The following is a 15597-nucleotide window of genomic DNA, read 5'->3' as shown; positions in this document are numbered from 1 at the left end:
CCAATGAATACTCCTAATCATGTCTATGCACACCCTGCATGTCACATGCTCGCCGCAGCAGATCGCGCAACCACCTGCGGAAAGCATCGTCACCGAGCCACGGATTCCACACCATGTCCACGCCCAGCCCCAGCATGGGAAACGGGAAATCGGCGAGATACAGGGGATAGAACTCCGCCATCCGCTCCGCCACCGAACGCCGGTGCAGGCCGACCTTGCGGGCGCCCGCAACGAATTGCGGCAGCAGAAGGTAGTCGTTGATCCGGACCTGGACGTCAACCTCGACGCCACGGTGGCGCAGCACCTCATAGGGTCGCGTGAGACGGTCCGAGATGAGCGCGACGTGCGGCCAGTCCTGCAGGGTGACGATGACATCCCGCTCATGAAACTCCGGCACGCCGCCGATGACCACCCACTCGTCGTCGAAGAGCCGCTCACGCGGATGGTCGATCTCATAACCCTCGGCGAGCAGCAGGACATCGACCCCCTGCTCGGTGAAGACCGCATCGCTCGGGATCGTGGTGGTGATGATCCGCAACCCCATCCGCGGCGCCTCCTCCTCCAGCATCGTCGTGATCGCGTGCCCGAGAATGTAGGCCATGCTCGACGACATCGCGACGGTCACCGTCCGCCTGCTCGTCTCCGGATCGAAGGCCGGCCCGCCGAGCAGACCGGCCACCCCGTGCAGCACCACCCGAAGAGGGCCGAGCAGCTCCTGCGCCCGCGGAGTGAGCAGGCTGCGCCCCCCTTCGCGGACGAGGATCTCGTCGCCGAAGAGCTTCCGGATGCGCCGCAGGGCGTGGCTCATCGCAGGCTGCGACAGCCCCACCCGTTCGGCCGCGCCGGTGACGGAACGCTCTTCGAGAATGGCGTGCAGCGACACGAGCAGGTTGAGATCCACCGAGGCCAGCTTCACCCCGAAGGTCCCGGTGGACAGCTGGACAGGGTTCTGACTATTCATATTTCGAATGTAGCGCATGCCAGTTATTCATTAGACAGATTGCGGCGAATCTGTCACGCTGTCGATCAGGAAAACATGACCTGCATCACTGAAAGGATCCCCTCATGAGTGCCACCACCCGCATCGAACTGGACCGCCCCCGCTGCGAAGGCCACGGCCTGTGCGAGGAGGCCGCGCCTCACCTCATGCACCTGGACGATGACGGCGAGCTCATCATCGACCGCGCCGAGATCGGCCCGGAAGACCTCGACGCCGCCCGCGACGCTGTCCGCGTCTGCCCCGTCGCCGCACTGAAGCTGGTGTGAGGATGTCCGCACACGTCGTCATCGTCGGCAACGGCATCGCCGGCCTCACCGCAGGCGACACCCTGCGCCGCCTCGGCTACGAGGGGACCATCACCGTCGTCGGCGAGGAGCCCCACGCCACCTACTCCCGCCCCGCCCTGTCGAAGGTGGCGCTCGCCCCGGGCGACGACCTCGACGTGGGCACCCTGCCCGCGGCCACCCACGGCGCAACCGAACTGCTCGGCCGCACCGTCACCGGCCTCGATCCGGCCAACCGTGTGGCCACGCTCGACGACGGCACCGAGCTCACCTACGACGGCCTGGTCATCGCCACGGGCTCGCACGCCCGACGCTTCACCGACTCCCCCCGCGAATACACCATCCGCTCGCTCGACGACGCTGCCCGGCTCAAGGCCAGCCTGGTCAACCGCCCCACCGTCACCGTCATCGGCGGCGGGCCGCTGGGCATGGAGGTCGCCTCCGGCGCCGTGGGCCTGGGCTGCGACGTCACCCTCATCCACCCCGGCACACCGATGGAACTGCACCTGGGACCGCTGCTCGGCGGCATCCTCACCCGGGCCGCACTCGAACAGGGCCTGAACATCATCGACTCCATGGTCTCCTCCGTCCGCGAGGAAGGAGAAGGCATGGCGGTCACCCTCACCGACGGCACCGTACTCACCTCCGACCTGGTGGTCACCGCCGCCGGCGACCTCCCCAACACCGCCTGGCTGGAAAGTTCCGGGCTGCTTGTCGACGGCCGTCTCATCGCCGACGAGCGCTGCCGCGTCACCGACTCCATCGTCGCCGCCGGCGACGTCGTACTCATCGACCGTGGCGAGGGGCCGCGCCGCACCCCCATCTGGACAGCCGCCATCGAGCAGGCCAAGGTCGCCGCCGCCGCGCTGATCCGGGGCGACGACGCCGATCCCCTGGATTTCCAGTCCTACTTCTGGACCGACCAGTGGGGTCTCAACCTCAAGATGTCCGGCCCCATCCCGCAGGGCACCGACCCGGTGGTGGTCAAGGGTTCACTCGAGGAACGCTCGGCGGTCCTCCACTGGCCGGAGTCCGGCACCGCGGCAGCCCTGAACATGCGCATGCCGATCCCCCGTCTACACACGCTGGCCCGGACCGAGCCGGCGACGCCGTAGCCCGGAGGCCGATCCGACCCCGGCTACTCCACCGTCACCGACTTGGCCAGGTTGCGCGGCTTGTCGATGTCGTCGTTGCCGCACGCGCGGGCGATGTCCGCCGCGAGGAACTGCAGCGGCACGGTGGCCAGCAGCGGCTGCATGATCGATGAGGTCGCCGGGATGCGGATGAGCCAGTTGGCGTAGGGCTCCACCGAATCATCGCCCTCCTCCGCGATGACGATGGTCTTCGCGCCGCGCGCCCGGATCTCCTGGATGTTGGACACGATCTTGGAGTGCAGCAGCTTCACGCCGCGCGGCGAGGGCACCACGACCACCACCGGCAGGTCGTCCTCGATCAGCGCGATGGGGCCGTGCTTGAGCTCGCCGGCGGGGAACCCTTCGGCATGGATGTAAGCCAGCTCCTTGAGCTTGAGTGCGCCCTCCAGCGCCACGGGGAAGCCGACGCCACGACCGAGGAAGAGCATGGTGCGCACGGCGCCGAGATCGTCAGCGATCTCCTTGACCTGGCCCTTCACTGCCAGGAGCTGCTCAATCTTGGCGGGGATCCCCTCCAGCGCGTCCCAGATCTCGCGGATCTCGTCCGGGTACTTGGTGCCCTTGGCCTGGGCGAGCGCCAGTCCGACGATGTAGTTCGCGGCCACCTGCGCGAGGAACGCCTTGGTGGACGCCACACCGATCTCCGGGCCGGCGTGGGTGTACAGCACGGCGTCGGATTCCCGCGGAATCTGGGAACCGTTGGTGTTGCACACCGCCATCACCTTCGCGCCCTGGGTCCTGGCGTGGCGGACGGCTTCCAGCGTGTCGGCGGTTTCGCCGGACTGGGAGATGGCCAGGACCAGGGTGCGCTCGTCCAGCACCGGGTCGCGGTAACGGAACTCGGAGGCCACCTCGATCTGGACGGGGATGCGCACCCAGTGCTCGATGGCGTACTTGGCCAGCAGACCGGAGTGGTAGGCCGAGCCACAGGCGACGACGAAGACCTGGTTGATGCTCTTGAGGTCATTCTCGGAGATGTTCGATTCGTCGAGGATCACGCGGCCGTCATGGAAGTGACCGGCGAGGGTGTCGCGGACGGCGGCGGGCTGCTCGTGGATCTCCTTCATCATGAAAGAGTCGTAGCCGGCCTTCTCCGCGGCGGCCAGGTCCCAGTCGATGGTGAAGGGACGGCCCTGCGCGGCCGAGCCGTCGAAGTTGAGGACCTCGTAACCGTCGGCGGTGATGACCACGACGTTGTCCTGGTTGAGTTCGACGGCTTCCTTGGTGAACTCGATGAACGCGGCGACGTCCGAGCCCAGGAACATCTCCCCGTCACCGACACCGACGATCAGCGGCGTCGAACGGCGGGCAGCGATGATCTGGCCGGGGTGGTCGGCATGGGTGAACAGGAGGGTGAAAGCACCTTCGAGACGGCCGAGGACGGCGAGCGCGGACGCCCGGAAATCGCCCGCGGTCTCCCCCTCGTTGTAGGCGCGCGCCAGCAGATGGGCCGCCACCTCGGAGTCCGTCTCGGAGGAGAGCTCGATGCCGGCCGCCTCGAGTTCCGTGCGCAGCGAGGCGAAGTTCTCGATGATGCCGTTGTGGACGATCGCCGCGCGGCCGTCATAGGACAGGTGCGGGTGGGCGTTCTCATCGGTGGGTCGGCCGTGGGTGGCCCAGCGGGTATGCCCGATGGCGGTGGTTCCCCGCATGCTGTCCTCACCGACCTCGGCGATCCGTTCCTCCAGGTTGGCGAGCTTTCCGGCACGCTTCACCAGGGAGATCCCGGCGCCGTCGGCGACTGCGATGCCCGACGAGTCATAACCGCGGTACTCCATCCGCCGCAGCGCCTCCAGCGCAATACCAAGACCCTGACGTTCACCGACGTATCCAACGATTCCACACATGGGGGAAATCGTAGACGAAACGACCGGTCCCGCGACAGGTATACCCCGCTTGCCGACGCCCGCCCCTCCCCCGCCCCGCCCCACACGCTCGCCGTTTTCCCGCAGTGTGACGTTCGCAACCTCAGCCGGACGGTATTCCACTATCCTGGGATCCGTGTCTGCGAATCTGAAGAAGCACCTGGCTCAACTGTCCAAGCGTGGCCCGCACCGCGTCCTCGTCGGCGACCTCAGCTACGCCGGAATCGCGGGCAAGGTCTATGCGCCCGCAGAGGGCAACGGCGTGCCTGCCATCGCCTTCGGACACGACTGGCTGAAGTCGGTCAAGACCTACCACGCCACCCTGCGCCACCTGGCGAGCTGGGGAATCGTGGTCACCGCCCCCGACACCGAGACCGGCTTCGTCCCTGACCACCGTGGTTTCGCCGCCGACCTGGAGACCGCGCTGCAGATCGCGGCGGGAGTGAAGCTCGGCAACGGCAAGGTGACAGTCTCCCCGGGCAGGCTCGGCGTGGCCGGCCACGGCATGGGCGCCGGCGCCGCGATCCTCACCGCCGCGAACAACCCCCGCATCAGGGCCGTCGGAGCCCTCTACCCTGCGGACACAGCCCCGCCGGCCTCCGAGGCCGCCCGTGCGGTGAAGGCCCCGGGCCTGGTCATCGCCCCCGGCCGCGTCGATCTCTTCGGCGCCGGCAACCCCGCCAAAGTCGCCTTCAACTGGGGAGGCGAGGTCGCCTACCGGGAGATCAAGGGCGGAAACCAGGCCGGTTTCACCGAGGACAACCTCCTCAAGATGGCCTTCGGCCTCGGCATCCCGCAGTTCTCCGGCCAGGAGACCGCCCGTGGCCTGCTCACCGGCTTCCTCCTGCACCGGCTTGGTGATGAGCGCAAGTACTCCGCCTTCTCCGAGGCCCTCGCTACCGCCAAGGGCGTCGAGTCCTTCACCGGTGCCGAGCTGGCCGACAAGGCCGGCATCAAGCTCACCACCAGCACCAGGCTCTAACTCTTCCGCAGCAGTCCCTGCACCCTGCCCCTCGCCGATCCCGGCCGGGGGCGTTGCGGCGTGGGCGCCGGCGGCGTGACGGCCTTCTCCACGCGCTGCTGCGACTGCGCCAGTGCCTTCTCGAACTCGATCATGCGTTGCGTGGTCCGCTGACGGAACTGTCGCGAGAACTCCTCGAATTCCATCACCATTCACCTGCCTTCCGGGCGCCACCCTGCACCGGGGTGGGCTGAGGCTCCGGCGCCACAGGTGGCACGGCCACCGGTACCGCCGTCTGTTTCGGTGGAGGCGGCGGTTCAGGCACGTCGGCCAGGTTCTGTTTCGGTGGAGGCGGCGGTTCGGGTACGTCGGCCAGGTTCTGTTTCGGTGGAGGCGGCGGTTCGGGTACGTCGGCCAGGTTCTGTTTCGGTGGAGGTGGCGGTTCGGGAGCAGGTTCCGGCACAGGTTCGGATGCAGGCCCTGGAGCGGGTTCCAGTATGCAGTCCTCGAGCGAGCTGATCAGCAGACCGACGCCGAGGAGCGCGGCGCCCACACCGACGAGTCCGAGGATCCCGCAACAGTCAGTACCGTTCGGTTCCACAGTTTCCGGCGGATCAGGTAGCTCCGGGATTTCCGGGATTTCCGGGATTTCCGGGATTTCCGGACACTCGTCAACCGGCTCCACGGACTGGGGCACTGTGGACACGGTCGGTTCCTCCACCGGCTTTTTCGGCGGCACAAGCGGCTCGGGTGCCGGCTCCACGGACTGGGGCGCCGTGGGCACGGTCGGTTCCTCCACCGGCTTCTTCGGCGGCACAGGCGGCTCCGGTGCCGGCTCCACGGACTGGGGCGCCGTCGGCGTCTGCGTGGGCTTAACCTGGCCGGAGGGTGCGGCCGGGGTGCCGTCGTCGCAGACGACCTCCGTGCGGGCGCAGGAAGCGGGCCTCTCGCAGACAGTGGTGCCGCGGGCGATGAACTCATCCAGACACGAGGCGACGGCGGTGTCACGGTCCCGGCAGCAGTCGAGGATGGTGCTGCCTGCCGAGTCGATGAGGTCCGCCCCTGCGGCGACACACTCGGCAAACTCGCGTGGATGGTTGGCCGGGTCCACCTGGTTGAGGAATGCGCACAGCTGGGTGATCACGGCGCGAAGGGCGATGAGAATCTCCTCAACGCCGGTGTCGGCGACGTCCTCGATGTCGCGGAGCGCCTCCCCGGCGTCCTCGGCGTCCCTGGCGATGTCCCCGCTGTCGTCCCGGTTGGCCAACCAATCACTGATGTTGTCGACGACCCGGCCGAGGATTTCACCGAAGGCCGCCTGCGACAGGAAGGTGAAGAGCGACTCGATGACGTCGCCCCGCACACCCGAGGTGCTGGACATTCCGACGGCGGCGCGGGTGTGCTCGACGAGTTGACCCGGGTCGAGCCCCTCCGTGGAGCTGAGCGCCCGCGAAACCGCGTCGACGGGCACCACCGGTCCGCGATAGCTCCCGCGGGAGGCATTCGCCAGCATCTGTACGATTCCCCGGTAGCCGGCGGCCGCCAGTGGTGCGGGCATCAGCGCTCACCACCGAGGTCAGCGGCCAACTGCTTGTCGACGTCGCGAAGTACCCGCACCTGCGACGCCGCGGCCTCGGCGGTGGCCCGGACGGCGTCGATACGCTCGGCGCCGACGTCATGTAGGCGCTGTAGCAGGGCGGCGATCGCGGTGCCCCGGTCGGTGAAGTCGCGGCCTGCGGTGGTGGCGGGCAACGCCGGGCTGGTGCTGATGTGGCGGGCGAGTTGTTCCTCACCATCGGCGACCAGGTGGTTGAGCGCCTGCAGCGCCCCCGTGTGGTCGAGGAAGAGCTCGGACATGAAAAGTCCCCCTTGCAGAAGTCCGTGGCTGGTGTGTCACCAACATTGGACTGCTGCAGGGGGCGAAAGGTTCCCGACGGCTTTAAACCGCTGCGACCACCGCGGCGAGGCGGCCGGCCACGCGGCGGGCCTGCTCGCTCTCGGAGGCCTCCACCATGACGCGGAACAGCTGCTCGGTACCGGAGGGGCGCAGCAGAACGCGGCCGGTGTTACCCAACTCCGACTCGGCCTCGGCCATCGACTCCCGGACGGCCGCGGACTCAAGGATGGCAGCCTTGTTGTCCACCGGCACGTTGATGAGCACCTGCGGCAGGACCTTCATCACGCTGGCCAGGTCCCTGAGGGACTCGCCGGTCTCGGCCATCCGGGCCATGAGCTTGAGTCCCGTCATGGTGCCGTCACCGGTCGTGCAGTGCACGGGCAGGACGATGTGACCGGACTGCTCGCCACCCAGGCGGTAGTCGCCGGCGTTGAGCTCCTCCAGGACGTAGCGGTCACCGACCTTCGTCTCCAGCATGGTGATGCCCTGGGCCTCCATCGCCAGACGCAGACCCAGGTTGCTCATGACCGTGGCGACGAGGGTGTTCTTCCGCAGCTCCGACTTCTCCTTCATCGCCACCGCGAGGACAGCCATGATCTGGTCGCCGTCGATGATGTTGCCCTGCGCGTCGACCGCAAGGCAGCGGTCGGCGTCGCCGTCATGGGCCAGACCGAGGTCCGCGCCGTGCTCGAGAACGGCCTTCTGCAGCTGACCCATATGGGTGGAACCGCAGTTGTCGTTGATGTTGTAGGCGTTGGGCCGGTTATGGATGGCGACGACCTCGGCACCCGCCGCCGCATACGCCTTCGGCGCGACGGCAGAGGCCGCGCCGTTGGCGGCGTCAACGACGACCTTGATGCCCGACAGATCCACCGGGGTGGCCTCCGCGAGGTGCTTCAGGTAGCGGTCCTTGGCATCCGGGGCCTCCTCGATGACACGTCCCACGCCGGTGCCGGTCGGGCCGTCGTCGGGCAGTTCCGCCATGGCAGCCTCGATCTCATCCTCCACCGAATCCGGCAGCTTACGGCCACCGGCGGAGAAGAACTTGATGCCGTTATCCGGCATCGGGTTGTGCGACGCGGAGATCATCACTCCCATGTCCGCGCCGTAGTCGTCGGTGAGGAAAGCCACGGCAGGGGTGGGGAGGACACCGACCCGCAGCACGTCCACACCCCGGGACGCCATACCGGCGGACAGTGCTGCAGCCAGCATCTCACCGGACACGCGCGGGTCACGGCCGACGATCGCGGTGGGACGACGGTCGCTCGCCGCCCGGTCCCGGGTGAGCACGTGCGCCGCCGCCGCACCCAGCTGAAGCGCCATGGATACAGTGAGATCCTTGTTCGCGAGCCCGCGAACGCCATCGGTACCGAAGAGTCGAGTCATGCAGAACAGTATGCACGTCCCCGCCCTGCTTCGCGGCAGGCGGGGCACCTGCGGGCGCTTGTCGACGCCCCGGATGGTCCTCCGGGGAGGTGCCGACCGGCCCGTTGATGAACATTGCTCACGTTGTCGGAAACGGCGAACGCCGCCCCACCGGAAGGCGGGACGGCGTCGACAAGCGAAGGCGGAGCTTAACGCTTGGAGTACTGCGGGGCACGACGTGCCTTGTGCAGACCAGCCTTCTTACGCTCAACTGCACGAGCGTCACGGGTGAGCAGGCCGGCCTTCTTCAGGGCGGCGCGGTCAGCCGGGTTGTACAGGTTCAGTGCACGGGCGATGGCCAGGCGCAGGGCGCCGGACTGGCCGGTCGGGCCGCCACCGGAGATGTTGGCCCTGATGTCGAACTGGCCGTTGCGCTCGAGCAGCTCGAGCGGCTGGAGGATGTCCTGCTGGTGCAGCTTGTTCGGGAAGTAATCCTCGAGCGAGCGGCCGTTGCAGGTGATGTTGCCGGAGCCGACAACCACGTGGATGCGGGCGATGGCGCGCTTACGGCGACCAACGGTCTGAATCGGGCCGTCGAGCTCGATCGGGGCAGCTGCCTCGACCTCGTCCTCGGTGACCTCGGGAGCGACGGCGTCGCCGATGGTGTAGGCGAACTCCTCGGTGGCGGCGGTGGCTGCCTCGATGTCGTCGGCCTCAGCCACGTTCAGGTCTTCGTTCTGGTTCTGCTCGGTCACTGTGCCACCTGCTTGATCTCGTAGGTCTCGGGCTGCTGGCCGGCGTACGGGTGCTCAGAGCCAGTGAAAACGTGGAGCTTCTTCACAGAAGCGGCGGAAAGCTTGTTGTGCGGCATCATGCCGGTGATAGCTTCCTCGATCACGCGGTCCGGACGGGTGTCCAGAGCCTTACCCAGGGTCATGGAGCGCAGACCACCCGGGTAACCGGTGTGGCGGTAGCGCATCTCACGGTCACGCTTGTTGGAGGACACGTGAACCTTGTCGGCGTTGATGACGATGACATGGTCACCGCAGTCAACGTTCGGTGCGTACTGGGGCTTGCCCTTGCCGCGCAGCAGATCAGCTGCGTGGGTGGCGAGTCGGCCCAGGACCACGTCAGTGGCGTCGATGACGTACCACTTACGGGTGATGTCACCGCTCTTCGGGTGGTAAGTAGACACTAATGACTCCTTGAAAGTCTGTCTGGGGGCTGCCGGCCGAAAAAGAACTTCGCGTGTACGTGACTGGAGCGCGGCGGCCGGTGGAGACCCGCGCGCAGTGCACACAACCGTTTTAGTGTAGGGGACCGCCCCCGGATAAACCAAACCGCCTCCGCCCGCGCTTCTCCTGGGAAAGAAGCCGGTCGGAGGCGGTTGACGGGGTGCGCCGTGGGCACTCTGGCGCGCGTGGTGGCCTGCCCGGGCCACCACACGCCGGGTCCCGGTCCGGAAATGGGTCCGCGTCTGCCCCGTGGGTACGGGTCGGTCGGGCCGGGGCCGTTCAGCAGTGCCGGTTCAGCGGGCTCAGCCCCAGCTGGCGGCAGCCTGTCGATTGACGTCACTCATCCGGTCATTGCCCTGGCTCACGGTGCGTGAGATGGTGGCCAGAATGGTGTTGAGCTCCGCTGCGGAGCGGTCCCACTTCGCCTGGGCCTCCTGATATGCCAGTGCGGAGTCTCCCTCCCAGGTCGCGACCATGGGCTGGAGCTGGGACCTGAGGTCGTCGAGGAGCGCGTTGATGCGCCCCGAGGTGGCGTTGATGTCTCCGGCGGCGGCCTCGATGGCGCCGAACTGGTACTTGATTGCGTCCATGTGTTCCTTGACCTTTCTCTGTGGTTTCCTGCCGCGCCCTAGAGCGCGAGGCCCTGGCCGCCGACGCCGGTGAAGGCCTGTGCGTTCTGGGCCTCCATGTTCTCGAAACCGCGCGCGTTGTGCCTGATGTTGTCCGAGATGCTGGTCAACGCCTCGCGCAGCTCGCGTGCGGAGGTGTGCCAGCGCTGCATGAGCTGATCGAAGGACATCTGCGCATTGCCCGCCCAGCTGGCGCGGACGCCGTCGACGACGCCCTGCAGGCGGGTCAGCTCCCCCTGCACTTCATTGTTGGTGGTGTCGACGTGGCCGGCGGTCGCCAGCATCACGTCGGATTCGGTTCTGAACAGTTGGCTCATGGTGTTCGCCCCTCCCGAGTTGATGTGAAAATGAGTCAGGTGCCGGGGTCCCTCCCCGATCGCTCCCCCGAAAAGGCCGCCAGGTGGGCCCTCTCACCAATGTTGGACTCCGAAAACATCGCCCCGGTTCCCGGTGCCGCGCAGATTCTTCCACCGGACGCGTTGTCACAGGTCAGATATTCCCCGTGAGCTCGATCGAATCAATCACCATGCGGCAGGCGGCCTCCTGCGGGACCGTCGGCGACTCCCGGGTGTGGCACCCGACCGACAACTGGTGTCCGTGCTCGATCCAGGTGCTCCAGGTGACCTCCGACCCGTCGCCGGGCAGCTCACGGTAGCGGATGATCTGCAGGCCCCGCGCCGCACGTTCGGGGTCCAGCGGATGCAGTGTGCCATCCGCGTCGATCATCGCGTGGATCTGCCCCTCCACCGCCGCCACCGGCACGGAATACACCGCGTCGGCGGCCAGGTGGATGCGCAGCCCGGGATCCTCCCCGGTCGCCAGCAGCCCGTCGTCGCGGGTCTCCAGCCGGAATCCGGCCGGCGCGACAATCCGCAGCAGCTCATGTTCCAGCACCGCCTGCGGCGGTTCCGGCGCCCTGCTTGTCGACGTCGCGCTCGTCTCCGTCTCCGCCTCCGCCGCCACCTCCCGGCTCGTGGTGGGGACCGGCGGCGGCGTCGGTTCTTCCGTCGGGCCGCTCTGGGCGCCGACGACCCACCAGCTCAGCCCCAGGATGGCCACCACCACCGCGCCAACGAGCAGCTGGAAGGGCTGGATCCCGGCGCGCAGCCGGTGGCGGCCAGACCGCTCCGTGGGCCGGGTGATCGCCACCTCGCCCGCCGGCTCAGGCAGGGGCGTCTCGTGCAGGACCTCACTGGGATAGGCCGCCACCCCCTTGTTCAGCAGGGTCCGGGTGAGCACCTCGGTGGTGGGGTCGTCAGCGTCGACGATGACCTCCACGTCCGGCCAGTCGAGGCTGCACAGCTCCTTCGCCTGGTCGATGACCGCGGCCAGGGCCCAGCCGTCGATGATGCCGGTGCCCGGCAGGTCATAACGGTAGATCGTGTCGGGCCCCTCGAAGATCGTCGCACTGTCGAGCACCGTGATGGTCAGGGTGCCGGGGACGACCGGGGCGCTCATGCCTCCTCCCCTGCTGTGGCGACCTGGCACACGCCCACCGTCTCTCCACGGACCTGCCAGGTACCCCGGCCGGGCGGTCGGGTGCGTGGACGGATGCCGAAGATGGTGCCTTCCTCACGGTCGGCGTCGAGAAGCAGGACCGCCGGGGTCTGGTCCCGGACGCCCGACAGGAACGGCCCGAACAGTGCGCGCCCGATGCCACCGGACTTGCGGGCCAGGACCAGGTGGAGGCCGATGTCACGGGAGTGCGGCAGGAGATCGGCGAGCCTGGCCAGTTCATGGTCGGCGACCAGATCAAGGTCATCGATGATCAGGAAGATCTCCGGCCCCTCCCACCAGTCGCGGGCCGCAAGCTGCGCCGGGGTGATGTCCGGGCCGGGCAGCCGGGTATTCAGCGTGGCAACCGTGTCCTTGAGCACTGCCGCGGTGACGGTGGTGGTGGCGGAGTAGGCGGCGAGCATATCCTCGTCCACCTCCCCCAGGTGCGCGCGCCGGTGGTCGATGACCACCATGCGTGCGGCCGCCCTGCCCAATCCCGCGATGCCCACCATGACCGTGGCCAGCAGCGTTGACTTCCCCGAGCCCTGCCCACCCACGCACACCAGGTGAGGGCTGCCCACCGGATCCCAGGCGAGGGTGGACAGACGCGGCCCACCCACCGCCAGGGCGATACCGGGCGCCGGTTCAAGCTCTCCCAGGCGGATGTGCGCAGGCAGCACCCGCAGCGCGGGCACCGGCTCCTGCCCTGCGGCGGTGGTGGTGATGTGCGCGAGGTCCTGGTTCGAACTCAGGGCGACGAGCATCTGCCGACCATTCGCGTCCAGGCCCCGGCCGGGGAGCGTGGGGAGTTTCTGCTGCGCCTTGCGGTCGATGAGCGAGTCCATCGCCTCCCCCAGTTTCAACTCGACGCGGTGGGTGATCAGATCGCGGATCGCCGGGCGCAGCACCGTCCACCGGGGCGTGGACACCACGAGGTGCACGCGTTTCGACGGCCCGTCAGCCGCCAACGCCGTCAACGGCTCCACGAGGTCCTCGAAGTCGGTCGCCACCGCGTGCCAGCCGTCCACCACCAGGAACGTGTGCCGTTCCTCGGGTTCCTCCACCAGTCCGGCGACCTCGTCGACGATGCGCCGGACACGTTCCGGTTCCCCACGCCCGGCCACGCCCGCCACATGCGGCAGCCGCTCGAGCGTGGCCAGCTGGTCGCCGCCGAGGTCGATGACGTAGAAGCGGATGGACGCCGTCCCGTGGGTCGCCGCCAGGGAGGCCACGATCGTGCGCAGGGCCGTCGACTTTCCCGTCTGCGGGCCGCCACACACCGCCACGTGCCCGCCGCCGGAGCCCAGATTCAGGACGAGCGGGTCCTGGCGCTGGTGGTAGGGCAGATCGATGATGCCGATGACGGCCGCCAGTTCACCGACCTGATCCGCCACCCCGGCCAGTTCGACCATCGGGGGAAGCGGAGGCAGCCACACCCGGTGCGCCGACTGCCCACGCTGTCGGGCGGTGGCGCGGGCGCGGTCGACGACGGCCTCGAGAAGCGTCGTCGACTCATCCATGACCGTCGGCGGGGCCGTGGCCTGCCCGAACTGCTCCCAGCCGGTGAACAGCGCCACCCTGCCCGGCGCGCCCGGCAGGGCGGTGACGTCACGACGCTCCAGCGGGCCGGAGACGTACGCCGCCTGGAAACGGGTGATGGCGTCGGCGTCATGTCTGAGGAAACCCGCGCCGGGCTGCGCGGGAAGATGGTGCGCATCGGTCACGCCCAGGACCTGCCTCGACTCGGCGGCGGAGAACGTCTTCAGGCCGATACGGTACGACAGGTGCGAATCCAGCCCACGCAGGCGCCCCTCCTCCAGACGCTGGCTGGCCAGCAGCAGATGCACGTGCAGCGACCTGCCCAGGCGCCCCACCGCGACAAACAGATCCGCGAAGTCCGGGTGTGCCGCCAACAGTTCAGAGAATTCGTCCACCACGATCACCAGCGCCGGAAGCGGGGCGAGATCCTCCCGTCCGGCCAGGCGGGCGGTGGTGTAGTCGGTGACGTTGGCGAAGTTACCCGCCTCGCGGAGCAGCTCCTGCCTGCGGTTGAGCTCACCGGAGATCGCGTCGAACATACGCTCCACCAGGACGGCCTCACCCGCCAGGTTGGTGATCACCGCCGAGGTGTGCGGCAGAGCCTCACAGCCCAGGAACGTCGCGCCGCCCTTGAAGTCCACCAGCACCAGATTCAGCTCATCCGGGCTGTGGGTCGCCGCCAGCGAAACCACCAGCGTGCGCAACAGTTCCGACTTCCCCGACCCGGTGGCTCCGATGCACAGCCCGTGCGGCCCCATACCGCCGTGCGCGGACTCCTTCAGGTCCAGCCGCACAGGCGTTCCCTGCGGGGTCGTCCCGATCGGCACCACCAGCCGTTGGCGGCTGAGCTCCCGGCCCGGCCACATCGTCTCCGGTGTGAGCTGTTCGATGTCCGCCAGGCCGATGAGCGAGGTCAGGTCCCGCCCGCCCGTGGTTGCGGCCACCGCATCGGGGCGCCGGAAGCGGGTGAGCGCCCGCCCCAGGATCACCGCCTCCTCCGGACGCAGGCGGTCCGCCTCGCCGAGCTTCTCCACGCCCGCCGCGGTATGCGCCGACAGCACCCCGTCCGCCGTGAGAGCCAGCCCCTCCTGCTCGACACGCATGCCCAGTGCCGTGGTGGCGCGGGAACCCACGTCGATGATCGTCGTCCACGTCGGATCATCGATGTAGGGCTCGGTCCCGGTGGTCGTGGTGTGGTCGACGATGAGGATCCGGTGCCGTGCCAGCTCCGGATGGCGGGTGTGCGGCAGCCATTTCAGCCAGCCCCACCCCGACCCCACCACCTCCACCGACACGGTTTCCGGACCATGCGCCACGACGAGCTGGGCCACCATGGCCCGCGCCAGATCCCCCGCCCCCGGGCCGGTGATGCCGAGAAAACGAAATGCCTGCAGCTGCACCGCCACCGGCATCCCCGGACATGTCCCGACGGCCTTGACCGTGCGTCGCAGACTCACCGCGCACACCGGGTCCAGGTCCTCAGCGGCCCCTGCATCCGGGACCTGCACCGGGGTGCACAACGCCGTATCCCCCAGGCCGATGCGGACCTCGAGCGTGTCAGGGTCCTCCGGTCCACGTTCCCACAGCCGGCGCCCGTCCACCTGCCCCCACAGTTCCCCCGGTTCCGGATGACGGTGAAACTCGTGCGCCCGCTGCCGGGCGGCATGGGCCAGAGCCTTCTCCCGCAGTGCGCCGAGATGGCGCAGGTAGGTCCGCCGCGTCTCGTCGGCGTCTTCGCCCGGCGGCGGGGAGAACATCATCAGCATCGAGATTCCCAGCATCAGGGGCATGATGAGCATCATCGGATTGGCACCCGCCCCGCCCAGCATCATCAGGCCGACCATGGCCACCATGCCCGCGACCATGATGACGGGCATGAGGATCCGGAGCATCGGCACCGGTGGGGGCCGGTTCGCCGCTGGAACCGGCTCCGCCGACAACGTCCCCTGCGGCAATGGCGGCGCCGGTTCACGCTCTGCGGGCGTGAGTGGCTCCACGATCGTGCCAACGGTGTCACTGACTCCGAGCATCGACATAGTCGTCCCCCTCCTGCTGGCCCCCGGGTGTGCATCCCGCCTGCTGGTCACCCCAACCAGATCAGTGGACAACGCGGATGCACGGGCGCTTGCCTGACATGTTAGGACAGGGGCCGGACACGCGCCGGGTGGACA

The 15597-nt window shown here is 68.3% G+C and carries 16 protein-coding genes; 4 read left to right on the top strand and 12 right to left on the bottom strand.

The window, feature by feature from the left end; translation table 11 throughout:
• Positions 1 to 13: 13 nt before the first annotated feature.
• Positions 14 to 961, bottom strand: a complete 948-nt coding sequence (locus tag CETAM_RS02525; protein ID WP_156226936.1) for a LysR family transcriptional regulator — start codon at positions 959 to 961, stop codon at positions 14 to 16.
• 104 nt (positions 962 to 1065) lie between these two features.
• Here CETAM_RS02525 and CETAM_RS02520 point away from each other — a divergent pair, with 104 nt between their 5' ends.
• Both CETAM_RS02520 and CETAM_RS02515 read left to right on the top strand, forming a co-directional pair.
• A complete protein-coding gene (locus CETAM_RS02520) occupies positions 1066 to 1266 on the top strand; it encodes a ferredoxin (RefSeq protein WP_156226935.1) in 201 nt (66 codons plus the stop codon).
• 2 nt (positions 1267 to 1268) lie between these two features.
• Positions 1269 to 2399 (top strand): NAD(P)/FAD-dependent oxidoreductase, encoded by a 1131-nt coding sequence (locus CETAM_RS02515; RefSeq protein ID WP_156226934.1) that lies wholly within the window; start codon positions 1269 to 1271, stop codon positions 2397 to 2399.
• Between the two features lie 23 nt (positions 2400 to 2422).
• Here the strand turns inward: CETAM_RS02515 and glmS are convergent, their stop codons facing one another.
• On the bottom strand, positions 2423 to 4285 hold the full coding sequence (gene glmS, locus CETAM_RS02510; protein WP_156226933.1) for a glutamine--fructose-6-phosphate transaminase (isomerizing): 1863 nt from the start codon (positions 4283 to 4285) through the stop codon (positions 2423 to 2425).
• 154 nt (positions 4286 to 4439) lie between these two features.
• On the opposite strand from glmS, the gene CETAM_RS02505 reads away from it, so the two are divergent.
• A complete protein-coding gene (locus CETAM_RS02505; protein WP_156226932.1) occupies positions 4440 to 5285 on the top strand; it encodes a poly(ethylene terephthalate) hydrolase family protein in 846 nt (281 codons plus the stop codon).
• Here CETAM_RS02505 and CETAM_RS02500 read toward each other — a convergent pair.
• The 10 genes from CETAM_RS02500 to eccCa form a co-directional block, all read right to left on the bottom strand.
• Positions 5282 to 5476 (bottom strand): hypothetical protein, encoded by a 195-nt coding sequence (locus CETAM_RS02500; RefSeq protein WP_231587555.1) that lies wholly within the window; start codon positions 5474 to 5476, stop codon positions 5282 to 5284. The genes CETAM_RS02505 and CETAM_RS02500 overlap by 4 nt on opposite strands.
• Positions 5470 to 6822 (bottom strand): hypothetical protein, encoded by a 1353-nt coding sequence (locus CETAM_RS13910; RefSeq protein WP_156226931.1) that lies wholly within the window; start codon positions 6820 to 6822, stop codon positions 5470 to 5472. The genes CETAM_RS02500 and CETAM_RS13910 overlap by 7 nt, the downstream gene beginning before the upstream one ends.
• The gene (locus tag CETAM_RS02490) at positions 6822 to 7121 is read right to left on the bottom strand and encodes a hypothetical protein (protein ID WP_156226930.1); all 300 of its coding nucleotides are present in this window, start codon (positions 7119 to 7121) and stop codon (positions 6822 to 6824) included. Before CETAM_RS02490 ends, CETAM_RS13910 begins: the two co-directional genes overlap by 1 nt.
• A gap of 82 nt (positions 7122 to 7203) precedes the next feature.
• Complete coding sequence (gene glmM, locus CETAM_RS02485; RefSeq protein WP_156226929.1) at positions 7204 to 8547, bottom strand: phosphoglucosamine mutase; 1344 nt, start codon at positions 8545 to 8547, stop codon at positions 7204 to 7206.
• 188 nt (positions 8548 to 8735) lie between these two features.
• Entirely contained in the window at positions 8736 to 9281 is a 546-nt protein-coding gene (gene rpsI, locus CETAM_RS02480; protein ID WP_156226928.1) for a 30S ribosomal protein S9, read from the bottom strand.
• The gene (gene rplM, locus CETAM_RS02475) at positions 9278 to 9721 is read right to left on the bottom strand and encodes a 50S ribosomal protein L13 (protein WP_156226927.1); all 444 of its coding nucleotides are present in this window, start codon (positions 9719 to 9721) and stop codon (positions 9278 to 9280) included. The genes rpsI and rplM overlap by 4 nt, the downstream gene beginning before the upstream one ends.
• 342 nt (positions 9722 to 10063) lie before the next feature.
• Entirely contained in the window at positions 10064 to 10351 is a 288-nt protein-coding gene (locus tag CETAM_RS02470) for a WXG100 family type VII secretion target (protein WP_156226926.1), read from the bottom strand.
• 38 nt (positions 10352 to 10389) lie between these two features.
• Complete coding sequence (locus CETAM_RS02465) at positions 10390 to 10707, bottom strand: WXG100 family type VII secretion target (protein WP_156226925.1); 318 nt, start codon at positions 10705 to 10707, stop codon at positions 10390 to 10392.
• Between the two features lie 172 nt (positions 10708 to 10879).
• The gene (locus CETAM_RS02460; RefSeq protein ID WP_156226924.1) at positions 10880 to 11848 is read right to left on the bottom strand and encodes a type VII secretion-associated protein; all 969 of its coding nucleotides are present in this window, start codon (positions 11846 to 11848) and stop codon (positions 10880 to 10882) included.
• Positions 11845 to 15303: a type VII secretion protein EccCa gene (gene eccCa / locus CETAM_RS02455; RefSeq protein WP_231587554.1), complete on the bottom strand. Its 3459-nt coding sequence runs from the start codon at positions 15301 to 15303 to the stop codon at positions 11845 to 11847. Before eccCa ends, CETAM_RS02460 begins: the two co-directional genes overlap by 4 nt.
• Here eccCa and CETAM_RS13790 point away from each other — a divergent pair.
• On the top strand, positions 15302 to 15559 hold the full coding sequence (locus tag CETAM_RS13790) for a hypothetical protein (RefSeq protein ID WP_231587553.1): 258 nt from the start codon (positions 15302 to 15304) through the stop codon (positions 15557 to 15559). The genes eccCa and CETAM_RS13790 overlap by 2 nt on opposite strands.
• The last annotated feature ends 38 nt before the right edge of the window (positions 15560 to 15597 follow it).

Source organism: Corynebacterium comes, from assembly GCF_009734405.1.
Taxonomy (GTDB): Bacteria; Actinomycetota; Actinomycetes; order Mycobacteriales; family Mycobacteriaceae; genus Corynebacterium; species Corynebacterium comes.
Note: the sequence above shows the minus strand (reverse complement) of the source record. Positions and strands in the feature narration are given on the sequence as shown.